This window comes from Halogeometricum limi (assembly GCF_900115785.1).
GTDB classification, from domain to species: Archaea; Halobacteriota; Halobacteria; order Halobacteriales; family Haloferacaceae; genus Halogeometricum; species Halogeometricum limi.
In genome coordinates this window covers 807,921-832,812 of the sequence record NZ_FOYS01000001.1, presented here as the reverse complement: position 1 = coordinate 832,812, position 24,892 = coordinate 807,921, and the positions used below count along the sequence as shown (strand labels likewise).

General features: G+C 65.4%; 23 protein-coding genes. 12 read left to right on the top strand and 11 right to left on the bottom strand.

Annotated elements, in window-relative coordinates; genetic code table 11:
• Positions 1-111: 111 nt before the first annotated feature.
• Genes BM282_RS04320 through BM282_RS04300 form a run of 5 tightly spaced genes read left to right on the top strand, consistent with a single transcriptional unit; the run spans position 112 to position 2,351 of the window.
• Positions 112-393: a 50S ribosomal protein L44e gene (locus tag BM282_RS04320; RefSeq protein WP_089877083.1), complete on the top strand. Its 282-nt coding sequence runs from the start codon at positions 112-114 to the stop codon at positions 391-393.
• A gap of 2 nt (positions 394-395) precedes the next feature.
• Positions 396-581: a 30S ribosomal protein S27e gene (locus BM282_RS04315; RefSeq protein WP_089877081.1), complete on the top strand. Its 186-nt coding sequence runs from the start codon at positions 396-398 to the stop codon at positions 579-581.
• Between the two features lie 24 nt (positions 582-605).
• The gene (locus BM282_RS04310) at positions 606-1,403 is read left to right on the top strand and encodes a translation initiation factor IF-2 subunit alpha (RefSeq protein ID WP_089877080.1); all 798 of its coding nucleotides are present in this window, start codon (positions 606-608) and stop codon (positions 1,401-1,403) included.
• 5 nt (positions 1,404-1,408) lie between these two features.
• Positions 1,409-1,591: an RNA-protein complex protein Nop10 gene (locus BM282_RS04305; protein ID WP_089877078.1), complete on the top strand. Its 183-nt coding sequence runs from the start codon at positions 1,409-1,411 to the stop codon at positions 1,589-1,591.
• A 4-nt stretch (positions 1,592-1,595) separates the two neighbouring features.
• The gene (locus BM282_RS04300; protein ID WP_089877077.1) at positions 1,596-2,351 is read left to right on the top strand and encodes a proteasome assembly chaperone family protein; all 756 of its coding nucleotides are present in this window, start codon (positions 1,596-1,598) and stop codon (positions 2,349-2,351) included.
• A gap of 20 nt (positions 2,352-2,371) precedes the next feature.
• Here BM282_RS04300 and BM282_RS04295 read toward each other — a convergent pair whose 3' ends face one another.
• The 3 genes from BM282_RS04295 to BM282_RS18400 form a co-directional block, all read right to left on the bottom strand.
• Entirely contained in the window at positions 2,372-2,680 is a 309-nt protein-coding gene (locus BM282_RS04295; RefSeq protein ID WP_245758293.1) for a DUF7344 domain-containing protein, read from the bottom strand.
• A 72-nt stretch (positions 2,681-2,752) separates the two neighbouring features.
• On the bottom strand, positions 2,753-3,652 hold the full coding sequence (locus BM282_RS04290) for a PhzF family phenazine biosynthesis protein (RefSeq protein ID WP_089877073.1): 900 nt from the start codon (positions 3,650-3,652) through the stop codon (positions 2,753-2,755).
• 89 nt (positions 3,653-3,741) lie between these two features.
• Positions 3,742-3,897 carry a DUF7563 family protein gene (locus BM282_RS18400; RefSeq protein WP_175501354.1) on the bottom strand — a complete coding sequence of 52 codons (156 nt, stop codon included), beginning with the start codon at positions 3,895-3,897 and terminating at the stop codon, positions 3,742-3,744.
• A gap of 176 nt (positions 3,898-4,073) precedes the next feature.
• Between BM282_RS18400 and BM282_RS04285 the strand changes: the two genes are divergently transcribed.
• From BM282_RS04285 to BM282_RS04270, 4 genes are all read left to right on the top strand, one after another.
• Positions 4,074-4,787 (top strand): phosphoribosyltransferase, encoded by a 714-nt coding sequence (locus BM282_RS04285; RefSeq protein ID WP_089877071.1) that lies wholly within the window; start codon positions 4,074-4,076, stop codon positions 4,785-4,787.
• Between the two features lie 69 nt (positions 4,788-4,856).
• Positions 4,857-5,813, top strand: coding sequence for an AEC family transporter (locus BM282_RS04280; RefSeq protein WP_089877069.1), 957 nt, complete (start codon positions 4,857-4,859; stop codon positions 5,811-5,813).
• 46 nt (positions 5,814-5,859) lie between these two features.
• Positions 5,860-6,720, top strand: a complete 861-nt coding sequence (gene mtnP / locus BM282_RS04275; RefSeq protein WP_089877067.1) for an S-methyl-5'-thioadenosine phosphorylase — start codon at positions 5,860-5,862, stop codon at positions 6,718-6,720.
• 87 nt (positions 6,721-6,807) lie between these two features.
• Positions 6,808-8,055 carry an ABC transporter substrate-binding protein gene (locus BM282_RS04270; protein WP_089877065.1) on the top strand — a complete coding sequence of 416 codons (1,248 nt, stop codon included), beginning with the start codon at positions 6,808-6,810 and terminating at the stop codon, positions 8,053-8,055.
• Between the two features lie 16 nt (positions 8,056-8,071).
• Here BM282_RS04270 and BM282_RS04265 read toward each other — a convergent pair whose 3' ends face one another.
• The 4 genes from BM282_RS04265 to BM282_RS04250 form a co-directional block, all read right to left on the bottom strand.
• Entirely contained in the window at positions 8,072-9,010 is a 939-nt protein-coding gene (locus BM282_RS04265; protein WP_089877063.1) for a segregation and condensation protein A, read from the bottom strand.
• The gene (smc, locus tag BM282_RS04260) at positions 9,003-12,596 is read right to left on the bottom strand and encodes a chromosome segregation protein SMC (RefSeq protein WP_089877061.1); all 3,594 of its coding nucleotides are present in this window, start codon (positions 12,594-12,596) and stop codon (positions 9,003-9,005) included. Before smc ends, BM282_RS04265 begins: the two co-directional genes overlap by 8 nt.
• A gap of 30 nt (positions 12,597-12,626) precedes the next feature.
• On the bottom strand, positions 12,627-13,100 hold the full coding sequence (locus BM282_RS04255) for a DUF7518 family protein (RefSeq protein ID WP_089877059.1): 474 nt from the start codon (positions 13,098-13,100) through the stop codon (positions 12,627-12,629).
• Between the two features lie 140 nt (positions 13,101-13,240).
• The gene (locus BM282_RS04250) at positions 13,241-14,065 is read right to left on the bottom strand and encodes an alpha/beta hydrolase (protein ID WP_089877057.1); all 825 of its coding nucleotides are present in this window, start codon (positions 14,063-14,065) and stop codon (positions 13,241-13,243) included.
• Positions 14,066-14,184: 119 nt separating this feature from the next.
• On the opposite strand from BM282_RS04250, the gene gatB reads away from it, so the two are divergent.
• Entirely contained in the window at positions 14,185-15,675 is a 1,491-nt protein-coding gene (gene gatB, locus BM282_RS04245; RefSeq protein WP_089877055.1) for an Asp-tRNA(Asn)/Glu-tRNA(Gln) amidotransferase subunit GatB, read from the top strand.
• Between the two features lie 157 nt (positions 15,676-15,832).
• On the opposite strand, the gene BM282_RS04240 is transcribed toward gatB, so the two are convergent.
• The 3 genes from BM282_RS04240 to BM282_RS18125 form a co-directional block, all read right to left on the bottom strand.
• Positions 15,833-16,012 (bottom strand): hypothetical protein, encoded by a 180-nt coding sequence (locus BM282_RS04240; protein WP_089877053.1) that lies wholly within the window; start codon positions 16,010-16,012, stop codon positions 15,833-15,835.
• Between the two features lie 74 nt (positions 16,013-16,086).
• Entirely contained in the window at positions 16,087-17,481 is a 1,395-nt protein-coding gene (locus tag BM282_RS04235; protein ID WP_089877389.1) for an MATE family efflux transporter, read from the bottom strand.
• An 85-nt stretch (positions 17,482-17,566) separates the two neighbouring features.
• Positions 17,567-20,482, bottom strand: a complete 2,916-nt coding sequence (locus BM282_RS18125; RefSeq protein ID WP_175501353.1) for a PQQ-dependent sugar dehydrogenase — start codon at positions 20,480-20,482, stop codon at positions 17,567-17,569.
• Positions 20,483-20,714: 232 nt separating this feature from the next.
• Between BM282_RS18125 and BM282_RS04215 the strand changes: the two genes are divergently transcribed.
• On the top strand, positions 20,715-23,222 hold the full coding sequence (locus tag BM282_RS04215) for a DNA topoisomerase I (RefSeq protein WP_089877048.1): 2,508 nt from the start codon (positions 20,715-20,717) through the stop codon (positions 23,220-23,222).
• Here BM282_RS04215 and BM282_RS18120 read toward each other — a convergent pair.
• Positions 23,219-23,932, bottom strand: a complete 714-nt coding sequence (locus tag BM282_RS18120) for a hypothetical protein (RefSeq protein WP_139229687.1) — start codon at positions 23,930-23,932, stop codon at positions 23,219-23,221. The two genes, BM282_RS04215 and BM282_RS18120, sit on opposite strands and share 4 nt — an antisense overlap.
• A gap of 226 nt (positions 23,933-24,158) precedes the next feature.
• On the opposite strand from BM282_RS18120, the gene BM282_RS04210 reads away from it, so the two are divergent.
• Positions 24,159-24,884 (top strand): phosphoglycerol geranylgeranyltransferase, encoded by a 726-nt coding sequence (locus BM282_RS04210; RefSeq protein ID WP_089877047.1) that lies wholly within the window; start codon positions 24,159-24,161, stop codon positions 24,882-24,884.
• Positions 24,885-24,892 lie beyond the last annotated feature (8 nt).

The window sequence follows — 24,892 nt, the reverse complement described above, 5'->3', positions numbered from 1 at the left end:
AATCGAGCGGCGTCGGGGCACGTCATACCCACACACGGCGGCGGAGAACGACGCCGCCGAACCAAACGGGTTTTAACGGGCGATATCGAAACACGCACAAGGTCGATATCTATGCAGATGCCACGCCGATTCAACACGTACTGCCCGAACTGCAACGGGCATCACGAACACGAAGTCGAAAAGGTCCGCAAAGGACGTCCGACGGGAATGAAGTGGAACGCCCGTCAGACCCGTCGCGGAAAAGCCGTCATCGGGAACGCCGGTAAGTTCTCGAAGGTGCCCGGTGGAGACAAGCCGACGAAGAAGACCCACCTGAAGTACATCTGCTCGGACTGTGGCAAGGCTCACATGCGTGAGGGCTGGCGCGCAGGCCGTCTGGAGTTCCAGGAGTAATCATGGCGGGTAACTTCTACCTCGTTCAGTGCACAGACTGCGACAACGAACAGGTCGTCTTCGGCAAGGCGTCGTCGGTCGTCAACTGCGCCGTCTGCGGGACGACGCTCGCCACGCCGACCGGCGGCGACGCCGAGATTCACGGCGACGTCGTAGAGACCGTCGAACGACGCTCGGCCGAGGCGTAAGCTCCCCTCTGGAGGTATTTACACATGAAGTACAGCGGTTGGCCCGACAGCGGTGAACTCGTCGTCGGCAAAGTCGACGAGATAACCGACTTCGGGGTCTTCGTCGACCTCGAAGAGTACGAAGACAAGCGCGGTCTCTGCCACATCAGCGAGGTCGCCAGCGGCTGGATCAAGAACGTCCGCGACCACGTCCGCGAGGGACAGACGGTCGTCGCCAAAGTGTTAGAGGTGGATACGGGGTCCCAGCAGATAGACCTCACCATCAAGGACGTCAACGAACACCAGCGCAAAGAGAAGATCCAGGAGTGGAAGAACGAGCAGAAGGCCGACAAGTGGATGAGCATCGCGTTCGGCGAGGACGTCTCCGACGACGAGTACGGAGCCGTCGCGAACGCGGTCCTCGCGGAGTACGAGACGCTCTACGACGGCTTCGAGCAGGCCGCAATCCACGGTACGGCCGCCCTCGAAGACGTCGACCTGGACGAAGACGAAGTCGAAGCCATCGTCCAGACGGCCAGACAGAACGTCTCGGTCCCGTACGTCAACGTCACGGGGTACGTCGACCTCCGGTGCCCGACCGGTGACGGCGTCGACCACATCAAAGACGCGCTGAAGGCCGCCGAAGGCGACGACGTGCCCGAGGAGATTCAGCTCGAAGTCACCTACGTCGGTGCGCCCGAGTACCGAATCAAGGTGCGCGCGCCGGACTACAAGACGGCCGAAGGCGCCCTCGAAGACGCCGCGGCGCGCGCCGAGGACGTCATCGAGGCGGCCGGCGGGACCGCGCAGTTCCACCGCGAACGCCACGAAGACGACGAGTAACGGCCGTGAAGTCCGACATCCGCGTCTGCGGCGAGTGGCGCGAGCGCCACGAGCGACCCGTCTACACGCTCTCTGAGGCCTGCCCCGACTGCGGCGCCGACGCCGTCAACAGCGCACCCGCGCGCTTCAACCCCGAAGACCCGTACGGGGAGTACCGACGCGCTCTTAAACGACGCGTCCGCGAGTAGGGGCATGGAAGACATCGAAGTGGAGACACTCGCAGACCCCGACCTTCGGGACCCCGTGCTGGTCGAGGGACTCCCGGGCGTCGGCCACGTCGGCAAACTCGCCGCCGAACACCTTCTCGAAGAGTTCGACAGCGAACCCGTCAGATACGTCTACGCCGACGAGTTCCCGCCACAGGTGACGATGAACGACGACAGCGTCGCGCAGTTGGCCCGCGCGGAGTTCCACGCGGTGGACGCGGGCGAACGCGACGTGCTCGTCCTCACCGGCGACCACCAGGCGCAGACGAACGCCGGGCACTACCACGTCACCGACGCCTTCCTCGACATCGCCGAGTCGTTCGGCGTCGAGGAGGGTTACGCGCTCGGGGGCGTCCCGACGGGCGAACTCGTGGACGAACCGAGCGTCCTCGGTGCCGTCACCGACGAAGCCGACGTCGAACGCCTCGAAGCGGCGGACGTCGAGTTCCGCGAGGACGAACCCGCGGGCGGCATCGTCGGCGTCAGCGGCCTCCTCTTGGGCCTCGGCGGCCGTCGCGGGTTCTCCGTCGCCTGTCTGATGGGCGAGACGAGCGGCTACCTCGTGGACCCCCAGAGCGCACAGGCCGTCCTCGAAGTGTTGCAAGAAGCCATCGGCTTCGAGGTGGGATTCGAGTCCCTCGAAGAACGCGCAGAAGAGATGAAGGAAGTCGTCGGCAAGATTCAGGAGATGCAGAACCAACAGCAGGGGATGAGCGACGACGACCTGCGGTACATCGGCTGAGCGTCGCCTGAATCCCCACCTCACCCCGTCTCGAACCGCTTCGCGAGTCGCAATCCGTCCGTCACCACGTCCGTCTCGACGGTGAGACGAACCGTCTCACCGTCGTAGTCCACGAGCGCCGCCCGTTCCAGTTTCGGCAGGTGGACGTGGACGAGGTGAAGTCTCAATTGTCCGTCTTCGTTCCCCAGTCGCTCGCTCTCCCCCACCTTCGTGACGAGCGTGTCGAGCGGTAACTCGGACGCCTCGTCGGAGGAAGTACAGAGAACGCGCAGAACGCGCCGCCGCGTCGCGTCGGCGAACGCACCGAATCGGTCGTCTATGCGGGCCATTCGTGTCACACGAAAGTCAATATACGGCCGAAGGTTATATATTATTACATTAGTCACAGCGGCCTGGTAGTATCAGGCTTCTAAAATGTCGTCGTCCGCGGCGGGGGGTATCGTCAGCGACCCGTCGAGACTGGTGACCGCGCGGCCGCCGACGCGGACGTCGGTGCCGACGCGGACGCGGACGCGTCCCGGCCGGTCGACGAAGTGACCCTGTTCGAACACCATCTCCTCGGGGAGGTCGCCCTCGAAGACGTCGACGTGCCGGAGGTACGCGCCGCAGGCACCGCTGGCAGTGCCGGTCACGGGGTCTTCGGGGATGCCGACGCCGGGGGCGAACATCCGTCCGTGGAGCGTCGACTCCGCGCCGAGTGCGTCGAAGGTGAACGCGTAGACGCCGGCAACGTCGTACTCGCGGGTGAGTTCCTCGACGGCGTCGAAGTCGGGGTCGGACGCGGAGAGATGTTCGAGGAAGTTCACGGGGACGACGAGGAACGGGAGTCCGGTGGAGGCGACGGCGGAGGGGACGTCCTCGCCGACGTCGCGAAGCGCCGCGGGGTCGATGCCGAGTGCCGACGCGACTCGGTCGTAGTCGAGGTCGACCGTCTCGACGGTCGGGTCGTCCTGCGTCATCCAGACGGTGCCGTCGGATTCCACCTCGACGTCGAGGACGCCGACGTTCGTCTCGACGGTGTGCGTCCCCGCGTCGATAGCGCCGTCGGCGAAGAGGTGCGCGTGGGCGGCGACGGTGGCGTGACCGCAGAGGTCGACCTCACAGGTCGGAGTGAAGAATCGAAGCCGCCTGTCCGCGCTACTCGACTGCTGGACGAACGCCGTCTCGCTGACGGCGAGTTCGCGGGCGACGGCTTGCATCTGCGATTCGGCGAGGTCACCGTCGGGAACGACACCGGCGGCGTTGCCCGAGAGCGGTTCCGTCGTGAACGCGTCGACGAGGAGCGTCCGGCGGGTCTGCATGGCCGAGTCCACGGACCTCGCGGGTATGAATCCCGGCGGTTCGGGCGTCTATCAGGGCGGTCGTGGTGGGTTCGGACGCGACGTGTCGGTTACTCGGTCGCTACCTGCGGGCGGGACGCCCCGCCCTCCATCACCTCGCGCATGTTCATGCACGAAGGGCAACCGAACACCTCGTCGTCGCTGTCGCCGAAGACGCGGACGAAGTCGCGCGTTACGAAGCCACCACAGTTGTTGCACGTGTACATTGGCAGTCACATCTTGTTGCACGTTACCATACAACACGGCATTATAAAAATATATGCGTGCTATGCGACAGCTCCACCCGACCAGTCGAGACTGTCTGTCGCGTTGATGGGTCCTCGTCGAAGACGGACACGTTAAAGGGGGCTACGCCCCGTTCACGAACTGGTGAACGAAGTCAATGGGCGACCTCCCCGACGAGTTTAACTGTACCATCACGAACTGGGAGTATATCTACGGGCTCTGCCGCGACGTCTCGGACCACGTGAAGGCGGCCGAGTTCGACCCCGACGTGGTCGTCGCACTCGCGCGCGGCGGGTGGTTCGCGGGTCGATGTATCTGCGACTTCCTCGGAATGGACGACCTGACGAGCCTCAAGATGGAGCACTACGTGGGGACGGCCCAGAAGTCGAACGAACCCGAAGTGCGCTACCCGATGCCGGAAGGCAGCGTCGAGGGCAAAGACGTGCTCATCATCGACGACATCGCGGACACCGGCGGTTCTATCGAACGCGCCCACGAGTACGTGACCGAACGCGGCGCGGGCGAGGTTCGGACCGCGACCCTCCAACTCCTCCAGACGAGCGAGTTCGAACCGGATTTCGTCGGCGAACGCCTCGAAGAGTGGGCGTGGGTCGTCTACCCGTGGAACTTCATCGAGGACATGATAGACCTCACGACGGGCGTGATGGAGAAAGCCGACGAGGAGACGTTCGACATGGAGGCCATCCGCCACTACCTCGCGGAGTTCCACGACGTGGACCGCATCGAGATGGAGATTGCCCAACCCGACCGGATGCCCGAAGTCGTCTCCGAGATGGAGCGGCGAGGCTACATCGAATCGGTCGACGAGGGGACCTGGCGTCTCGTCGAGAACGAAGGCGTCGGCGCGTAGCCCGTCCCCCGCACCGGTAAACCGCGCCGTCTCCGAAGGGCTTGAGACGGTCGCTCGTAATCCTCGAACGTGGCCTCAGTACTCTCTATCTTCGCGACCGCCATCCTGCCGATTCTCGCCGTCGGTGCCGCGGGCTTCGTCCTCGGACGGGTCAAAGACGTCCAGACCGACCCGCTGAACACCGTCGTCGTCTACGTCCTCGCGCCCGCACTCGTCTTTCACAGTCTCGCGACGACGACCATCGCCGAGTCGACGCTCCTGCAAGTCGTCGTCGCGGTGGTCGCCTACCACCTGGTGATGATTCTCCTCGCCGAGGGCGTCGGACGCGCCCTCGGCGAGACGGACCCGCTACTGAGCGCCGTCGTCCTCGTGTCGGCGTTCTCGAACTCGGGGAACTACGGCATCCCCGTCTCGAACTTCGCGTTCGGCCAGACCGGTCGGGCGACGGCCGTCCTCTTCCTGTCGGTTCAGGGCGTCCTCATCTACACGCTGGGCGTGTTCATCGCCTCGCGCGGCGGCGGCCGGGGCGGCCTCGACGGCGTGAAGCGCGTGTTCAAGATTCCGCTCGTCTACGCCGTCCTCGCGGCGCTTCTCGTCCGCTACTTCGGCGTCGCTCCGCCGACCGAATCGACGGCGATGGTGACGCTGAAACTCGTCGGCGACGCCTCGATTCCGCTGATGCTCCTCATGCTCGGCATCCAACTCTCTCAGACCGACGTGGGAGAGACGCTCCGAACCGTCGGCGTGGTGACGGCGCTGAAGATGGTCGTCGCACCCGTCGTCGGCGTCGGCGTCGTGACCGCCGTCGGCTTCTCGGACCCCACCGTCGCGAAGACCATCGTGTTGGAGACGGCGATGCCCGCGGCGGTCACCCCCCTCATCCTCGTCGCGGAGTTCTCTGAGGGCCAAGTCGCCGGCGTCTCACTGGCGGAGTTCGTCTCGACGGCGGTGTTCGTCACCACCCTCGTCAGCATCCCCCTCCTCACGGTGACCATCGCCGTCCTGGAGTCGGGGTTCCTGTTCTGAGACGGAACTCGCCACGTTTTACCTGCCGTCGCGTGAAGTGTCAAATATGACCATCGGATTCATCGGTGGCAGTGGAATCTACGAGGCCCTGCCGCTTCGAGACACGCGCACAGTCGACGTCGAGACGCCGTTCGGCGACCCCTCCGCCCCTCTCACGGTGGGCGAGTTCGGTGACACCGGCCGTGAAGTCGTCTTCGTCCCCCGCCACGGCCCGGACCACCAGCGGTCGCCGACGACGCTCCCCTACCGCGCGAACATCTACGCGCTGAAGGAGATGGGCGTCACGCACGTCCTCGCGTCGAACGCCGTCGGGAGCCTCCGCGAGGACCTGCCGCCGCAGACGCTCGTGATTCCCGACCAGATATACGACCGGACGAAGCGCCGCGACCTGACGTTCTTCGACGAGGGCGTCGTCGTCCACCAACCGTTCGCCGACCCCTACTGCGAGGAGTTGGTCGAGATTCTGACCGACGCCGCCGAGTCCGCGACGGACGCGAAAGTGGTTCGCGGCGGGACCTACGTCTGCATCGAAGGCCCCCAGTACTCCACGCGCGCCGAGAGCGAGTTCTACCGGGCGCAGGGATGGGACGTCGTCGGGATGACGACTATCCCTGAGGCGAAACTGGCCCGCGAGGCCGAGATGGCGTACGCGACGGTGACGGGCGTCACCGACTACGACGTCTGGAACGAAGACAGCGAAGTCACCCTCGAAGAGGTGCTGAAGAACGCCGCGAAGAACGAGACGGCCATCAAAGAGACGGTCCGTGCGGCCATCGAGGCCATCCCCGAAGACCACGAGTGCGACTGTCACACCTCGCTGGACGGGACCATCAACACCCCCGACGACGCCATCGACCCCCAGGTGAAGACGGACCTCGAACCCCTCATCGGCGAGTACGTCGACTGAGAGGCGACTGCGGACGCCACGCGTCCGCCCCGGTTCTGTTAGGCGAATCGAAACCTCTTTGCACTTGTTTAGGTTTGCCTAAAACAGATGAGAGACACACCGACTCGACGGACGTATCTGAAGCGGGCGAGCGCAGTCGCCGCCGCGGGACTCGTCGCCGGGTGTTCCGGCGACACCGACGCGTCCGCGGGCCAGTCGAGTTCGACCGATTCGACGGGCACGGAGACGACGACAGAGGCGGAGACGACGAACGAAACGGACACCGAAACGGACACGCAGGAGTCCTACACCGCGTCGATGCGACCGATGGGTGAGGTGACGTTCGACGCCGTTCCGGAGGACGTGTTCGCGGTGTTCCCCCAGTACGCCGATATGGCCGTCGCCCTCGGCCACGGCGACGCCCTGAACGCGGTGTACGTCCCCGAGATGTCGGGGACGACGATGAATCACTACTACGAGCGTCTGGACGGCGTCTCCTTCGACTGGGAGGGCCTCGTCGACCCGCTTGCGGACGGACTAGGAAAGGAGATGCTCTTCGAACTCGACAGCGACGTCCACCTCGCAGACCCCGCGTGGGTGTCGACGCAGGAAGGGTGGGACGCCGCCGACGCGGACGAACTCGGCGCACAGGTCGCCCCGTGGTTCGGCAACTTCTACAGCGGAACGAACGGGTCGCCGCCCGAGGGCTACCGCGACGGCTACGACTACTACACGCTGTGGGACATGTTCGGGCACGTCGCCGACGTGTTCCGAGAGCGAGAACGGTACGAGGCACTGCGCGCGGTCCACGAGGACCTCGTCTCGACTATCCGGTCGAACCTCCCGCCGAAGGAAGACCGGCCGACGGCCGTTCGCGCAACCTACTCCGCGGGGAACGAGACGTTCTGGACGTACCACCTGAACGAACCGGGGTACTGGCTGGCCGACACCCGACCGCTGGGTGCGACGGACGCGTTCGCAGACCAGAACTGGAGCGGTCTGTGGGGTACCGTCGACTTCGAGGCCCTGGCAGAAGCGGACCCGGACGTCATCCTCCACCTCTGGGGGATGACGCCGAACTACAGCATGGAAGAGACGATGTCCGCGCTGAGAGACCACCCCGTCGGGAGCCAACTGACGGCCGTCGAGGAGGGACGCGTCTACCCCGCCGGGATGCGCTATCAGGGACCTATCATGAACCTGTTCCAGTTAGAGATGGGCGCAAAGCAACTCTATCCGGAGCAGTTCGGCGAGTGGCCGGAGTACACCGACGGCGAACCGTACCCCGAGATTCCCGAAGAGGAACGGTTGTTCTCGCGGGCGGACGTCGCCGGCGCGGTGAACGGCGACCTGTAACGGCCCTTCGCCCGATTCAGTCCGCTATCGCTTCGACCGCCTCTTCTCCGTCCTCGTCCGACTCGCCCGCCGCGTCGTCGTCCGACTCGCCGTCCGCCTCCGATTCCGCCTCCACCTGTGCGGGGTCCTGTACCCACAGGTCGCCGAACAGGTCGTCCTGTTGGAGACGGACGGTGCTTCGGTGCGAGAGAAACAGGAGCGCGAGGTACGTCGTCACCGGCGTCGCCGCCGTCGAGCGAATCTCCGCGTACAGCACCTCCTTGCGGCCGTTCTCGTACTGCTCGCGGAGCACCGCCTCCACGTCGTCGATGGTCGACTCGATGTCTTCTGTGTGGGCCGTCCCCGTCACGTCCGCGGCGGTGGGTTCGTCGTCCGCGCGGAAGTCGTCGGCCGTCCGGTAGTCGAGCGTCTGCGTCCCGCGGCGATACCCGCGCGGCGAATCGGAGGTGTCGTACTGCCGACGGCGCTTCCACCACGACTCGCGTTCGGCCTCGCGGAGTTCCCGGACGAGTTCGTCCAGCGTCTCGGGCGAGCCGCGGGCCTGCTTTCGCTCCAGACGGCGGTCCATCTCGGCTTCGAGAGCGTCCACCGGGTCGAATCCGGGCGCGCCGCCCTCGTCGCCGCCGGCCATCTCGCCGCCGCCTTCGAGCGCCATCTCCCACGGTTCGAGTTCCGGGTCCTCCTCCTCTGCGTCCGGTTCCAACAGGGCGTCGGACTTCATCCGCAGGAGGACCGACGCGTAGAACAGGGCGCGCCCGGACGTCCGCAGGTCCGTCGCGTCGAGACGGTCGAGGAACGCGTCGGTCACGTCCACGACGTCGATGTCCCACGGGTCTATCTCGCCCTCTTCGGCGAGTTGGACGAGGAGTTCGACGGGTTCGACTTCGTCGTCGTCGCTCGGGGCGTCGACGCCGTCGGGAATGACCGCCTCGCGGGCGGTCACGTCCTCAGTCATCCGCCGGCACCTCCTCGTCGGCGTCGCTCTCGTCTCCGAGTTGGATGCCGGTCACGGCGCTGACGTTGTCGCCCTGCATCGTGACGCCGATGACGCGTTCGGACCGCTCTAAGAGGGCCGAGCGATGCGAGACGACGACGAACTGCGCGCGGCCCGCCAAGTCGTCGACCATCTCGCCGACGCGTTCGGCGTTGGCGGCGTCGAGGAAGGCGTCCACCTCGTCCAGCGCGTAGAACGGCGCGGGGTTGTGTCGCTGGATGGCGAACACGAACGCCAGCGCCGTGAGCGACTTCTCCCCGCCGGACATCGCGTCGAGTCGCTGGATGGGTTTGTCGCCCGGTTGCGCCTTCATCGTCAACCCCTCCTCGAACGGGTCCTCGGGGTTCTCTAAGTGCAGGTCGCCCGTCCCGTCGGAGAGTCGCTCGAAGATGTCGGTGAAGTTGTCGTTGATGGCGTCGAACGCCGCCATGAACGTCTCCTTCTTCTGCGCTTCGAACTGGTCGATTCGCTCCTCGATACCGTCTCGCTCTTCGACGAGGACGTCGCGGCGTTCCTGCATCTCCTCGACGTCGGCCTGCACCTCGTCGTACTCGTCGATGGCGAGCATGTTGACGGGTTCGAGCGCTTCCATCTTGCCCGTCAGTCGCTGGATGTTCTCTTGGACCTCGTCGTGGTCCGGAATCGCCTCGGGGTCGTAGTCGCCGACTTCCGACTCCAGTTCGTCTATCTCCCACGCGAGGCGTTCGGCGCTCTCTCTGAGGCTCTCGGCCTGCGACGCCACCCGGTCCACCTCGTCGCGTTGCTCGTCGCGTTCGGCCTTCGCCTCGCGCACGTCTTCGCGGAGTTCCTCGCGTTCGGCTTTCAGTTCCGTCAGTTCCGCTTCGAGGTCGGAGACGGCCTCGCGTTTCTCGTCGAGGACCGCCTCTTTCTCCTCGATTTTCTCCTCTTTCTCGCGGATGGTGTCGCGGGCGTCCGCCTTCCGCTCTTGGGCGGTTTCGACCGTCTCGTTCAGGTCCTCGATGGCCTCCTCGGCGTACTGTTTCTCCAGTTGCCGTTCGTTGAGGCGGCCGTCGAGTTCGTCCATCCGGTCTTCCTTCTCGTCGATGGTCGCGCGAATCTCGTCGGCCTTCGCCGTCAGTTCGGGAATCTCGGAGTCGGCCAACTCCGCCTCCAACTCGTCGATGTCGGACTGCACCGCGTCGATATCGGCGTCGACGGACTCGATGTCCGCATCCAGCGACTGCATCTCGTCGTCCACGTCGCCGCGCTTCTCGCGGAGTTCGTCGATACGAGCTTCGAGTCGCTCGATTTCGTCTTCGGCCTCCGCCACGTCGGCCTCGGCGCGTTCGATGTCGCCCTCGACAGACCGAACGCGGTCGGCGGCGTCCGACGCCTTCTCGCGGGCGTCGTCGAGCGTGGACTCTATCTCGCGAATCTCGTCTTGAATCTCGCGGCGGTCGTCCTCCAGCGAGGAGATTTCGACGGCGAGGCGTTCGAGGCGGCCCGACCCGGACTTCGAGAACGAGTAGCGAGACCCGCCGCCCGACCCGCCGGTCATCGCTCCGGAGCGTTCGACCAAGTCGCCGTCGAGCGTCACCATCCGGTAGTCGCCCATCAACGACCGAGCGGTCTCCATGTCCTCGACGACGAGCGTCGACCCGAGAACGTACGAGAAGATGGGTTCGTACCGGGAGTCGTACTCCACGATGTTGCGCGCGAAGTCGACGACGCCGGGGTCGTTCGGTTTCCGCGGCAGGCCCCGGTCGTCCATCTTCGTGATGGGTAGGAACGTCGCTCGGCCCGCGTTTCGAGACTTCAGGTAGTCGATACAGGACGACCCGACGCCGTCGTCGTCGACGACGACGTGCGCGAGACGCCCGCCGGCGGCCGTCTCACAGGCGGTGGCGTACTCGCCGGGGACGGACCCGAGGTCACCGACGGTGCCGTGGACGCCGGACAGTCCGGCGTTGAGGATGGTCGTGACCGCGCGCGGCCACGAACTGTCCCCGTCTTTCCCGGCGCGCGCTTCGAGTTCGGCGTACTCGGACTGCTTGGCCCGCAGGTCGTCTTCGACCTCCGAGAGGTCGTCTTTGCGGTCCGAGCGGTCCTCGCGGAGGCCCTCGATGACACCGTCTATCTTCCGTTTGTTCTTCTCTGCCTTGTCGAGTTCCGAGTGGAGGTCCGACAGTTTCGCCTTCAGGTCCGGAATCTCCTCTCGAACCTCCGCCACCTTCGACTGCGTCTCCGAAATCTCGGTAGAGCGGCGACGCGTGTCGTCCAAGAGGCGGTCTTTCTCGCGTTGGAGGTCGTTCTTCTCGGTCTTCAGTTCTTCCAACTCGCTTTTCTTCGCGGCGAGTTCGTCTTTGAGTTCGTCGAACTCCGTGTCGACGCTCGCTATCTCGGCTTCGACTTCGGCGAGTTCGGTCTGCTCAGACTGTATCTCGGATTTGACCGACGCTTTCTCCACTTTGACCGCGCGGATGTCGTCTTCGACGTCGTCTATCTTCTCCTGCTTGCGGTCGAGTTCGACGAACGCCTTTCGACGTTCGGTCTCGGCCTCGTCGATTCGGTCTTCGGCCGCCTCGATGGCGTTCTCCAGTCGGTCGATTTCGCCTTTGACCGACTCTATCTCCGATTTGATGCGGAGTTGCTCGTCTTCGCCCTTCCGCTCTATCTCCTTCGAGAGCTCCTCCAGTTCGGCGTCGAGACGGGAGACTCTCCCCTGCCGCCTGTCGAGTTCCTCGCGGAGCGATTCGAGTTTCGTCTCCTTCTTCTCGGCTCTCGCCTCGGTCTTCTCTCTGTCGGCGCGTTTCTCTTCGAGTTCGGCCGCCTTCAGGAAGCCCTCGTACTCCTCTTTCTCTTCGCGGAGCGACTGGTACTTCAGCGCCGTCTCGCGTTCGTCTTCGAGTTGGTCGAGGCGGGCCTGCTTCTCCTCGATTCTGAGGTCGGCCTCGTCGATGCGTTCCTCGACGGCGTCGAGTTCGCCGAAGGCGTCCTCCTTCTTCGCGTCGAACTCCGCGACGCCGGCTATCTCGTCGATGATGCCCCGTCGCTGGTAGGGCGTCATGTTGATTATCTCGGTCACGTCGCCCTGCATGACGACGTTGTAGCCCTCGGGAGTGATACCGGCCTGCGCGAGGAGGTCCTGGATGTCCGAGAGGTTGCAGGAGCGACCGTTCAGGTAGTAGTACGAGTAGTAGTTGTCGTCGGTCTCTTTCACGCGGCGCTTGACGCGTATCTCGGAGACGTCGCCGACGTTGTCGCTGCCGGCGGCGTTGACAACCTGCGAGCGGTCCAGTTTGCCGTCGGAGTTGTCGAGGACGACGGTGACGCTGGCCTCTTTGGTGCCGCCGGTCCCGCCCCCGGACTCGTCGGCGTGGCCGGGGTTGTAGATGAGGTCCGTCAGTTTCTCCGCTCGGATACCTCGCGTGCGCGCGAGACCGAGCGCGAACAACACGCCGTCGATGATGTTCGACTTTCCGGACCCGTTGGGGCCGGTGACCACCGTGAAGTCCTCGTAGAACGGAATTCGGGTTTTGCGCCCGAAGCTCTTGAAACCGTCAAGGACGAGCTCTTTGATGTGCATGGGTTGCTCGTGAGGGACAGAGCCACCCAGTTACGCGACGATGATATCGCTGTCGTCTTCGGCTGACTCCGTCTCGTCTTCCTCCTGGGACTCGTCGGACTTGACTGCATCGTCCGTCGATTCCTCGGACGGCTCCGGCTCTGCGGCGGGAGCCTCGGCGGAGTCGGCGTCGATGAAGCTGGCGTCGTCGGAGGGTTGCTCAGAGGTGGCACCCCGAGACTGCGCCTGCGCCGGCGACTCGCGGAGCGCGGGGTTCTCGGGTTCGTCCGCCTCGTCGGCGTCGGCGTCGGTGTCGGCGGTCGTGTCGGGCTGTGCGTCTGGTTCGGGGTCGGGGTCAGGGGAGGCGTGTCCCACGGGGCGGGAGCCTGCGGCGAGGTCGACTTCGACCTGGTCTTCGAGCAGTCGAACGCGCTCTTTCGTCTCGACCAGTTCTTCCGTCAGGCCGTTGACCGCAGCCTGCAGTTCCGCGACTTTTGATTCGAGTTCCTCCACCCGGTTACTCATGCGTGTACACCCCGTCCGCGCCCACATAAACGTACGTCAGACATACAGACGTAATATGACAGAAATGGGTCATGAACGGCGGGCCGACGGCGAGGCGGTGGCCGACCCGACAGCGAGGTGGCGGCCGGCCCGCCGGCGACTCAGCGGAGTTCTCGGTCGAGAAAGCCCGCAGACCACTCCAGCACCCAGTCGAACTGTTCGCGGAGGACGTCGTGGCCGACGCCGTCGGCGACGACGCACTCGGCGTCGACGCCCGCCGCCTCCAGACCGTCGTAGAACAACTCGGAGGCCATCGCTGGGAGCACGTCGTCGTCGCCGCCGTGCAGGAGCAGCGTCGGCGGGCCGCCGCCGTCGAGATGCGAGGAGGGTGAGGCCAGTTCGTACTTCTCCGGCACGTCGCTCCGAGACCCGCCCAACAGCGCGGCGAGTTCGGCGCGTTCGGGCGTGTGCTCGAAGTTGTACAGGCCGCCGACGCCGACGGCGGCGACGACGGCGTCGGAGGCGTCCGCGACGGCCGCCGAGACGTTCGCCGGGTCGGGCGCGAACCGCGGTTCGTCGGGGGAAAGCGCCGCGAGGACGGCGAGGTGCGCCCCCGTCGACGTGCCGAACGTGGCGAGTCGGTCGGGGTCGGTGGCGGTCCGCGCGGCGTTCGCGCGACACCACCGAATCGCGGCCTTCACGTCGCGAATCTGCGCCGGAAACGTCGCCTCGCCGCTCCCGCGGAAGTCGGGGACGGCGCAGGCGAACCCCCGCTCTGCGAGTGAGAGAGCCACCTCGGTCAGGTCGGATTTGTCGCCCGCGTGCCAGCCGCCGCCGTGCAGGAGGACGACGAGGGGAGGACGCGAGGCGTCGAAAGACTCGCCCGCGGGCCGGTACAGGTCCAGCGACAGCGTTCGCTCGGGTGGGGCGGCGAACGCGGCGTCCCGGACGACTTCGACGGGCGGAGAACCGAACGAGTCGCGCATCTGTCCGCGCGTCATTCTCCGAGATAGAATAGTTTGCGCTTGTCTCGCCGACGCCGTCCGAGACGCGACGACTCGCCAATCCCGTTAGTCTTTAGCCGCCCGCCGCCAAATCGCGCTCAATGACCGCGAAGGCGCTCTCTCAACGCGACCTCGCCACCGTCATCGGGCTGGAGGTTCACGTCCAGCTCGAAACGGACACCAAGATATTCTGTGGGTGTTCGACCGACGCGGCCGAGGACGAAGAACCGAACACGCGGACGTGCCCCGTCTGCCTCGGACTGCCGGGCGCGCTGCCCGTCCTGAACGAAGGTGCCGTCGAAGCCGCCGTCAAGGTCGGCAAGGCGCTGAACGCCACCGTCGCCGAGCACACCCGCTTTCACCGGAAGAACTACTACTACCCCGACCTGCCGAAGAACTTCCAGATAACGCAGTACGACGCCCCCATCTGCGCGGAGGGGACGCTGGAAGTCTCCGTCGAGGGCGAACGCCGCGACATCGGCATCGAACGCGCCCACCTCGAAGAGGACCCGGGCAGCCTCCAGCACAAGGGCGGCAGCATCGACACGGCCGACTACACGCTCGTCAACTACAACCGCGCGGGGACGCCGCTGATGGAGATTGTTACGAAGCCGGACTTCCGCAGTCCGCAGGAGACGCGGGCGTTCCTCGCGAAGTTAGAGGAGGTGCTGGAGTATCTCGGCATCTTCGACGCGACGCGCGACGGGTCGCTCCGCATCGACGCGAACATCTCGATGGTGCCCGCCGAGAACGTCGGCGACGACGGCGCTATCTCGGACGAGACGCTCGCGGAAGCGAACCGCACCGAGGTGAAGAACATCTCCAGTCACAAGGGCGCGGAGAAGGCCCTCGCCTACGAGGTGACGCGGCAGAAGAACGCCATCTCGCGCGGCCGCGCGGTCGAACAGGAGACGCGTCACTGGGACGAATCTCGCGGTATCACCGTCTCCATGCGCTCGAAAGAAGAGGAGAAAGACTACCGCTACTTCCGCGAGGCCGACCTGCCACCCCTCGAAGTCGCCGACTGGAAGGAGAAGATAGCCATCCCGGAACTCCCCGACGCCCGCCGCGAACGCTTCCGGGAGGAGTACGGTCTGGACGCCGAGTCCGCCTCGAAACTCACCTCGACGAAGGAAGTCGCGGACTTCTACGAGGACGTCGCAGAGCAGTTCGACCCCGACCTGGCGGCGACGTGGGTGGCCGACAACTTGCTCGGCGAACTCAACTACCGCGACATGCAGATTACGGACGTCTCGCACCGACTCGACGAGTTCACCCGCCTCGTCGAACTCGTCGCCGAAGGGTCGATTACGACGAAGAACGCCGAGGAAGTCGTCCTCCGCGGGATGCTGGACGACGGCGACGCCCCGGACGACATCGTCGACCGCGAGGGTCTCGGCGCGGCCGACGACGACGAAGTCGTCACCGCCGTCGCGGAGGCCATCGAGGAGAACCCCGACGCCGTCGAGGACTACCACGCCGGCGAGGGCGGCGCGGTGAACTTCCTCGTCGGTCAGGTGATGCAGAAGACGGGCGGAAGCGCCGACCCGGGCGACGTGAACCAGATGCTCCGCGAGAAGTTAGACGAGTAAGCGGTTCGCTCCTCGCCGTCTTGGTCCCGCGCGGCGTCACCGAGTTACGGCGAGAGCGAGGTGACGTACGCACCGGGCGCTCCCTGTCGGAACGCCTACGCGTGGACGGTCCGCCCGTGAGACGGGCGGGAGACGGACCCGGCGGGACGGACGCTACTCAGACGTCCGCGTGGACGTACTGTTCGAAGGCGACGAACGCCGTCGAACCGCAGGCCGCACACTCCGACGGCGCCTCGAAGTGTCGCGTGTCGTCGTCGTCGCGGACGACGGTTCCCGCGTAGACCGCGTGGCAGCGTTCGCAGACGTAGCGGTCCGGAAGGTCTGGTGAGTGAGACACGGCAGAGAACACGTCGGACGGAACCTTGTCGATTTTGCAGGGTCGAGGCGACAGTCGGTCGAGCGTGGTCGTCGTCAGTCCGTCGTGCCGGTCGCAGTCGTCTCGTCGGAGCCACGCCGTCCCTCGTCGGCGGCGTCGTCGACGACGGCGGTGCGCCAGTCGCCGCGGAGGAACCACAGACACCCGAGTGCGAACGTGACGACGCCCGAGAGCGACAGCGCCCACCAGAGGCCGACGACGCCCCACGAGAGCGCGTAGGCGAGGACGAACGCCGCCGGGAAACGGACGACCCACCGAGAGACGAGCGACAACGCCATCGAGACGCGGGTCTGCCCCGCGCCGCGGAACGCGCCCTGAATCACCATCAGTCCGCCCAAGAACGCCCAGAACGGCGCGATTATCGTGAGCATCTCGACGCCTGCGGCGACGACGGCGGCGTCGCCGATGAACACGCGCATGAAGACGGCGGGGAACGCCCAGACGACGGCCCCCGCGAGGCCGAGTATCCCCATCGTCCCGGCCGTCGCCTTCCACGTCACCTCCGCGGCCCTGTCGGGCGTCTCCGCGCCGAGATTCTGGCCGACGCCCGTCGCCGCCGCCTGCCCGACGGCCCCCGAGACGGTCCACGAGACGGACATGAGTCGGAGTCCGATGCCGTACGCCGCGGTGGCCACCGCGCCGAATCGAGCGACGAGGGCCGCGAGGGCGACGGCCGCGAAACTGCGCGCGAGGCCGTCCAGCGTGGCGGGATAGCCCACGTCGACGAGTTTCCGGAGCAAGACCGGGTCCGGCCGAAGGTCGGCGAGTCTGAGGCGCGCGCCCCACCCGCCGTGCAGGAGGATGGCGAGTCCGGCGGCGGCGGCGACGATTCGCGCGACCAGCGTCGCGACGGCGGCGCCGCGCGTCCCCATCGCCGAGAACGGACCGTAGCCGAGGATGAAGAGCGGGTCCAAGACGACGTTGAGACCCGCGCTGACGACGACCAGCCACATCGCCGTCCGAGTGTCGCCCGCGCCGCGGAGCACGGCGCGGAAGGCGAAGAAGACGAACGTGAACGGGAGCGTCACGAAGAGGACTTCGGCGTACGCGAGCGCCTCGGTGTAGACGCGGCCCTCCGCGCCGATGAGTGCGAGGAGGGGACGCCTGCCGAGGTAGCCGACGAAGCCGAGGAGGACGCCGACGGCGACGGCGAGGAGGAGCGTCTGACCGACGACTCGCTCTGCGGCCCGGTCGTCGCCCGCGCCGACGTGTCGGGAGACGAGTGCGACTGCCGCCGCGGTGACGCCCATCGCGACGGAGACGAACATCCACGCCGTCGGGAACATGAGCGAGACGGCGGCGACGGCTTCGGGGCCGACGCGGCCCACCCAGAACATATCCGCGAGGTTGTAGAACGTCTGGAGGAGGTTGCCGGCGACGAGAGGCCACGAGAGCGAGACGAGTTTGGGCGTCACTGCGCCCTCGGTCATATCGATTCGGCTCTCGCGGTCCGACACGGAGTTGTCGAGAAGGAGAGCGCTCGCCTATCTGTTCGGGTTGGCCACGGCGTTGCCGCTACCGGTCCCCGCGCGCGACTGAAGCGGCCGACGCCTCGAACGTCGGGGAATTGTCCCCGGTGTCCGAGCGGTCACGAGAGCGGTCGAGTCCGGCCGAATCGACGGCGATACCGGCAGTCGTCACGGACGCCGCCGTCCCGCCGAGGTACTTCTGTCTGAGGTAGCTTTCGACCTGCTTTCGCTCGGTGTCGCTGAGAGCGCGGTTGTAGACGACGACGGCGGCGACGTCCATGTCGAGGTACGGTCCGGGGGAGAGTTCGGCCCCGAGGACGAGGCTGTTACCCGTCGTCGCGTACGTGTGCGACCCCGTCCCTATCTGCCGTCCGTTCTTGAAGTGCGTGTACGTTCCCGACCGGAGCGTCGCGCTCTGGACGAGCCACCCCGCGCCGGTGCCGCCGGCGGCCGACGAGAAGTCGTTACCGGAGCACCAACCCTGCAGAGCCAGCTTCCCGCTCTTGTCCACGACGGTCCCGAACGCGCGGTTACACGAGGCGGAACCGTAGGCGAAGCCACCGAAGCCGGGACTGTCGTATCTCCCGACCATGACGACCGTTCGGTCCGTGTTGCCCGTGGGGAACGCGGTCAGACTCGTCCGCTGGAGGAGGTCACCGTTCCCGTCGAAGGCGACGACGTTCTGCCCCGAGGGACTCTTCGCGAGCGTCGGGTCGCCGCCCGCAGTGAGTGCGTTGCCGCGGCCGGAGGTGTCGGCCCACCCGGTCACGATGCCGCCGCTTCGAGTCGTAATCCCGTCCGACTCTAACCTGAGTGCGAGGCCGTTCGTCGGAATGGCTCCCGTCGAACCGCCGGTGCACGACCCCGCGGTGGCGTACGTCGCGGTGAGCGTTGTCGCCGACGTGGGTACCGTCACCGTGTGGGCGCGCGCGCCGCCGTCGGACCACCGCTGGAACTGGTACTGCGTCCCGGCGACGCACTGCGTCGCGGGCGCCTCGACGGCGTGTCTGAACCCGACCAGCGTGTCGTAGACCAGCGGCGTCGTCCGGGGAGCGCTATCGAGGTTCACCGTCAACCCCGCCGGTTGGGTTCTGAGCGTCAGGTCGACTTTCTCGGGAGCGACGGTCACCGTCTCCGTGTCGGTGAGTCCGTCCGAGTCCCGCGCCGTCAGCGAGATTCGGTACGCCGTCGACCCGTGGTAGTCGTGGCCCGTCGTCGGGACCTGGAAACTCGCCGACCCGCCGACCGCGTCGGTGATGACCGGGTGGGTGTGGTCCGAGTGAACGAACTCGACGTTCCACGTGAGCGCATTTCCGCTCAACGTCCCGTCTTCGGGGTCGGTGCCGGTCCCGCGGAGCGAAATCGTCTGGCCCGCGCGGAACGTCGTTCCGCCGGCGGGAGCGGTGATTCGCGCGTCGGGCCCGGAACCGACCGAGACGACGACGGGTCCGGAGTCGACGGTGGTCGTCCCGTCGGAGACGCGTAAGTAGGCGGTGTATCGGCCCTTCTTCTGGTAGGTGTGCGAGACCGACGCGCCCGACGCACTGGTGCCGTCACCGAACACCCATCGGTAGGTGAGTCTATCACCGTTCGGGTCGGTCGCCGACCCGGCGAACTGAACCGTCAGCGGCGCGGGACCGGAGGTGGGTTGGCCGGTGGCCCGCGTTATCGTCGGCGCTTCGCTTCCGGCGGACTGGTAGACGAACCGAGATACCCGCCCCTGGCTGATGCTCACCCAGTAGAGGCCGCCTTCGGGTCCCTGAGAGAGGTCGACGATGCTTTCGGTGCCCGTCGAGAACGAGTAACTCCCGGTGACCTTCCCGTTACTGTCGAACTTGAGATATCGAATCCAGTCGCGCGCGTAGTCGCCGTAGAAGTACGCCCCCTGATACGCGCTCGGGAACTGCGCGCCGCGGTAGACGAAGCCGCCGGTTATCGCGGCTTCACCGCCCGCGTGTGGGTACGAGAACACGGGGTTCGTCGTCCCCGCCCGCGAGCATGGCCCCTCGCAGTAGGGCCACCCGTAGTTCGCCCCCTTCTTACCCACGTTGACTTCCTCTTGGGCGACTCTGTCGTCGTTACCGCCCACGTCACCGATGTAGAACCGGCCGGTCTGTCGGTCCCACGACGCGCGGAAGGGGTTCCGGAGCCCGTACGCCCAGATAGTGTCGAGCGTGGACGCTTTCCCGTCCCCCGCGAACGGGTTGTCCGTCGGGACGGTGCCGTCCTTGTTGACGCGGATGATCTTTCCACCGGACTGCGAGAGGTCCTGCGACTGCGTGGGGTCGAACTCCTCACCCGTCGTCAAGTAGAGTTTCCCGTCCGGTCCGAACCCCATCCCGCCGCCGAAGTGACAGCAGTTCTTCGGGTCGGCGTTGTCCTGCCAGACGACCCGTTCGGAGCCGACCGCTCCGCGACTCGACAGTCCACCCTGGTTCTCTTGATGCGTAAAGCGCGACACCCGGGCGCGGTGCGGGTTCGACGCGCGGACGTAGTACAGGTAGACGTACTTGTTCTGCGCGAAGTTCGGGTCGAGCGCGATGCTCTCTAACCCGCGTTCGCGCGCGGTGTCGACGTTCGGCAGTTGCATGTACGTCTGGTACTGTCCGTTGGAGGGGTTGCCGACGACGACGCGTCCAGTCTTGGTGATGACGAGAGCTCTCCCGTCGGGGAGGAACGCCACGTCCATCGGCTGTGAGAGCCCCGAGAACACCGTCTCTTGCCGGAACGACCCGGCCGCCTGCGGTTCGATCTGTGCCAGTTGGCGCGTCAGGTTCGTGACGGCGGAACGGTCGTCCCGCGGTCGGTCCGAAGAGAGCGACGGCGTCTCGTCTGCTTCGAGCGGAGAGGCGCCGCCGGTGGGCATTCCCGTCGCCCCGACGGTCGCACTCGCCGTCGAGACGAGCACGAGAACCGAGAGGAGGACTGCCAACGTCGTTCGGTGAGACGGAGTTCTTGTCATATTTCGACCAACAGTGAACTGGCGCGCGGGACGCTCAAATACGTATTCGGGGACGTCCAAGAATGTCGTGCATTTGATATTGTCGGGCGTCGTCGAATGTCCTCGGCCGGACACCGGTCCATCGGTCGGGTGAGCCGGAGGGTGAAAACGGACCGTTTCGCAGACCGCTCGGTGGTGAGCCGCGAGCCGGACCGCGAAAAGTTTAGGCCGCACCCTCGCATATCGCCGCTCAATGAGCAACGGCCCGGAACTCATCATCACGGAGAAGGACAACGCCGCTCGGCGTATCGCGGACATCTTGAGCGGCGAGTCCGCGGAGGCCGAGCGTGTCAACGGTGTCAACGTCTACAAGTGGGGTGGAAAACGCTGCATCGGGCTGTCCGGTCACGTCGTCGGCGTCGACTTCCCGCCGGAGTACAACGACTGGCGCGACGTCGAACCGGTCGAACTCATCGACGCGCCCGTCGCCAAACACCCGACGCAGGAGAACATCGTCGCCGCACTGCGACGACTCGCCCGCCGCGCCCGCCGCGTCGTCATCGCGACGGACTACGACCGCGAGGGCGAACTCATCGGCAAGGAGGCGTACGAACTCGTCCGCGAGGTGAACGAGGACGTCCCCGTCGACCGGGTTCGCTTCTCCTCTATCACCCAGCGCGAAGTGACGGAGGCGTTCGAGAACCCCGACGAACTCGACTTCGACCTCGCCGCCGCGGGCGAGGCCAGACAGATAATCGACCTCGTGTGGGGGGCGGCGCTGACGCGGTTCCTCTCGCTCTCTGCCAGACAACTCGGTGACGACTTCATCTCGGTCGGCCGGGTGCAGGGGCCGACGCTGAAACTCATCGTCGACCGCGAACGCGAGATTGACGCGTTCGACCCCGAGGACTACTGGGAACTGTTCGCCGACCTAGAGAAGGATTCGGAGTCGTTCGAGGCGCAGTACTTCTACCTCGACGAGGACGGCAACGAGGCCGAACGCGTCTGGGACGGCGACGACGCGGAGACGGCGTACGAGACGCTCCGCGAGGCGGAGACGGCGACGGTCGACTCCGTCCGCCGTCGCACCCGGACGGACGACCCGCCGGCCCCGTTCAACACCACCCAGTTCATCCGCGCGGTCAGTTCCATCGGCTACTCCGCGCAACGGGCGATGAGCATGGCAGAAGACCTCTACACGGCGGGCTACATCACCTACCCGCGGACGGACAACACCGTCTACCCGGAGGACTTAGACCCCCGCGAACTCCTCGGCGAGTTCACCGCCAACCGGACGTTCGGCGAGGACGCCGAGCATCTCCTCGAACAGGAGGAGATAGAGCCCACCGCCGGCGACAACGAGACGACCGACCACCCGCCCATCCACCCGACGGGCGAACTCCCCTCGCGCGCTGACCTGACGGAAGACGAGTGGGAGGTGTACGAACTCGTCGTCCGACGGTTCTTCGCCACCGTCGCGGAGTCCGCCGAGTGGGAGCACCTGCGCGTCGTCGCCGACGCGAACGGCCTGTCGCTGAAGGCGAACGGCAAACGTCTCGTGAAAGCGGGCTACCACGACGTGTATCCGTACTTCAACTCCTCGGAGTCGTTCGTCCCCGACGTGGACGAGGGCGAGGAACTCGTCGTCACGGAGACGAGCATCGACGCCAAACAGACCCAACCGCCCCGTCGCTACGGCCAGTCGCGCCTCATCGAGACGATGGAGCAGATGGGCATCGGAACGAAGGCGACGCGCCACGACGTCATCCAGAAACTGTACGACCGCAACTACATCGAGAGCGACCCGCCGCGCCCGACGCGCCTCGCCCGCGCCGTCGTCGAAGCCTCCGAGGAGTTCGCCGAACTCATCGTGTCCGAGGAGATGACGGCGCAGTTGGAGGCGGACATGCAGGCCATCGCCCGCGGCGAGGCCACCCTCGACGACGTGACAGAAGAGTCCAGAGAGATTCTCGAAGACGTGTTCGAGGGGCTGATGGAGTCCGGCGACGAGGTGGGCAAACACCTCCAGAAGTCGCTGAAGGCCGACAAGACGGTCGGTTCCTGTCCGGAATCGGACCACGACCTGGTGATCAGAAAGAGTCGACGCGGGTCGTACTTCATCGGCTGTGACGGCTACCCCGACTGCACGTACACCCTCCCGCTTCCCTCGACGGGCAAACCGCTCATCTTAGAGGAGGAGTGCGAGGAACACGGCCTCAGCCACGTGAAGATGCTGGCCGGGCGGAAGACGTTCGTCCACGGCTGTCCGCTCTGTAAGGCCGAGGAGGCCGACGAGGAGGAGGATTTGGTCATCGGGACCTGTCCGGACTGCGGCGAGGAACACGGCGGCGAGTTGGCCATCAAACGTCTGCGTTCCGGGTCCAGACTCGTCGGCTGTACCCGCTACCCCGACTGCGACTACTCGCTTCCCCTCCCGCGCCGGGGCGACATCGAAGTGACCGACGAGGAGTGCGAGGAACACGACCTGCCGGAGATTCGCATCACCTACGAGGACAGCGACAGAGAACCGTGGGAACTCGGCTGTCCCATCTGCAACTACCGTGAGTACCAGGCCGAACAGGTCGACGGCGACGAACTGCAGAGCGTGAAGGGCATCGGCGCGAAGACGGCCGAGAAACTGAAAGACGCCGGCATCGACGACGTGCCCTCGCTGAAAGAGGCCGAACCCGACGCGCTGGCCGACCTGATGGACGGAGTGGGGCCGGATACGGTGCGGAAGTGGCAATCCGCAGCAGATTAATCGGCGACATGTTCCGGTAGATTTTCCGCTGCGAAATACGGCACGAACTCTTCTCTGAGTAATTTCCGTATTTCGGGATTAGAGTGAGTCGGTTCGCCTGCAATCACTGAATCTGTTCTGGCTAATGATTTGATGAGAGGAGATAAGTCGACCGTGGGGCATTCTCGAAAGACTTCTCCGGTAGAGAGATTTTTCCACCAGAGTGTCCACCGCAAACCGTCGGTTCCGAGACCAACGAGATAGCGGCTCTCCCGTTCCAGCAGATACTTGCAGAAGGTGTCTGATTCGAGGTACCCCTCGATATCACTCGTCGCCTCCCTTTTGCTTCCGGACAACTGCTCTCTGTTGGCTGCTTTTGCTTCGAGAATACAGATGAGTCGGTCAGAGACGTTCTTCAGAAGATAATCAGGTTGCTTCGGCTCAATCTTCGAGAACGTGGTGGGTCGACGAACGAAGTGCGGTTTTTGTCCATCATACTTCTCGCTCGTGGGATTGAAGAAACCGAGTCCGTGGAGTACTGGCTCGATCAGATATTGTTCTGTGAAATCTTCAGGGCTCTGTTGAACACGCGGACCACTTAGATTTCTAGTTGTCGTAAGTACGTTCTGAAGTTCTCCACTCTCGTTTACGTCCCGAAATTTCGCAGGGAATGAGGTGAGGCAGAGTCGAACTCGCTCAGCGATTATGTTGTTCGAATCGTGAACATCCATCTGGGTGGGGTTCGACTCGTCTTCTATGAATTTACCGACTCCTCAACGATTTTTCTCACTCCGTTGGTCAGGCCGTACAGTTCGTCGGTTCGTTCGATTTTCTCCTCCAGTTCTTCGGCGCGTTCGACGGTTTCGACGTCGTTCGTCAGACCCTCGCGCACGTCTTCGGGCTACGCAGAGACCCCATCCGCGCCATTTTTAACGGTGCCAACTGGTAGTACGTCCAATGACCGGGCCCTGGACCGAGTGGAACCACGTACTCAAAGTGGACCCAGACAAGGACCTCGTGGACGGAGAGACGTTCGAGGACGTCTGTCAGACCGGCACGGACGCCATCGAAATCGGCGGCACGCTGGACATCACCGCGGACAAGATGCAACGGGTCGTCGACGCCTGCGCCGAACACGACGTCCCCCTCTACCAAGAACCGTCGAACCCCGGCGTCGTCGTCGACGACGACGCGCTGGACGGCTACCTCATCCCGACGGTGTTCAACGCGAAAGACGCCTTCTGGATCACCGGCGCCCACAAAGAGTGGGTCCGCATCGAGAACGGGATGGACTGGGACCGCACGCACACCGAGGCGTACATCGTCCTCAATCCCGACGCCTCCGTCGCGCAACTGACCGACGCCAACTGTGACCTCGCGGTGGACGACGTCGCCTCCTACGCCGCCGTCGCCGAGCGCATGTTCGGCCAGGAGATAATCTACGTCGAGTACTCCGGCATGTTCGGCGACACCGAGAAGGTGAAGGCCGCACACGACGCGCTGGACGAGTCGACGCTGTTCTACGGCGGCGGCGTCAGCGACTACGACGCGGCGTACGAGATGGGCCAGTACTCCGACGTCGTCGTGGTCGGTGACCTCCTGCACGACGAGGGTGTCGACGCGGTCCGCGAGACGGTCGAAGGCGCGCGCGACGCGATGCGAGAGCGCTCCGAAGCCGAGTAACGGCGTCT

Coding starts and splice junctions, on each gene's coding strand:
- BM282_RS04320 (WP_089877083.1), top strand. CDS start 112: ATGCAGATGCCACGCCGATTCAACACGTACTGCCCGAACTGCAACGGG.
- BM282_RS04315 (WP_089877081.1), top strand. CDS start 396: ATGGCGGGTAACTTCTACCTCGTTCAGTGCACAGACTGCGACAACGAA.
- BM282_RS04310 (WP_089877080.1), top strand. CDS start 606: ATGAAGTACAGCGGTTGGCCCGACAGCGGTGAACTCGTCGTCGGCAAA.
- BM282_RS04300 (WP_089877077.1), top strand. CDS start 1,596: ATGGAAGACATCGAAGTGGAGACACTCGCAGACCCCGACCTTCGGGAC.
- BM282_RS04295 (WP_245758293.1), bottom strand. CDS start 2,680: ATGGCCCGCATAGACGACCGATTCGGTGCGTTCGCCGACGCGACGCGG.
- BM282_RS04290 (WP_089877073.1), bottom strand. CDS start 3,652: ATGCAGACCCGCCGGACGCTCCTCGTCGACGCGTTCACGACGGAACCG.
- BM282_RS18400 (WP_175501354.1), bottom strand. CDS start 3,897: ATGTACACGTGCAACAACTGTGGTGGCTTCGTAACGCGCGACTTCGTC.
- BM282_RS04285 (WP_089877071.1), top strand. CDS start 4,074: ATGGGCGACCTCCCCGACGAGTTTAACTGTACCATCACGAACTGGGAG.
- mtnP (WP_089877067.1), top strand. CDS start 5,860: ATGACCATCGGATTCATCGGTGGCAGTGGAATCTACGAGGCCCTGCCG.
- BM282_RS04270 (WP_089877065.1), top strand. CDS start 6,808: ATGAGAGACACACCGACTCGACGGACGTATCTGAAGCGGGCGAGCGCA.
- BM282_RS04265 (WP_089877063.1), bottom strand. CDS start 9,010: ATGACTGAGGACGTGACCGCCCGCGAGGCGGTCATTCCCGACGGCGTC.
- smc (WP_089877061.1), bottom strand. CDS start 12,596: ATGCACATCAAAGAGCTCGTCCTTGACGGTTTCAAGAGCTTCGGGCGC.
- BM282_RS04255 (WP_089877059.1), bottom strand. CDS start 13,100: ATGAGTAACCGGGTGGAGGAACTCGAATCAAAAGTCGCGGAACTGCAG.
- BM282_RS04250 (WP_089877057.1), bottom strand. CDS start 14,065: ATGCGCGACTCGTTCGGTTCTCCGCCCGTCGAAGTCGTCCGGGACGCC.
- gatB (WP_089877055.1), top strand. CDS start 14,185: ATGACCGCGAAGGCGCTCTCTCAACGCGACCTCGCCACCGTCATCGGG.
- BM282_RS04235 (WP_089877389.1), bottom strand. CDS start 17,481: ATGACCGAGGGCGCAGTGACGCCCAAACTCGTCTCGCTCTCGTGGCCT.
- BM282_RS18125 (WP_175501353.1), bottom strand. CDS start 20,482: ATGACAAGAACTCCGTCTCACCGAACGACGTTGGCAGTCCTCCTCTCG.
- BM282_RS04215 (WP_089877048.1), top strand. CDS start 20,715: ATGAGCAACGGCCCGGAACTCATCATCACGGAGAAGGACAACGCCGCT.
- BM282_RS18120 (WP_139229687.1), bottom strand. CDS start 23,932: ATGGATGTTCACGATTCGAACAACATAATCGCTGAGCGAGTTCGACTC.
- BM282_RS04210 (WP_089877047.1), top strand. CDS start 24,159: ATGACCGGGCCCTGGACCGAGTGGAACCACGTACTCAAAGTGGACCCA.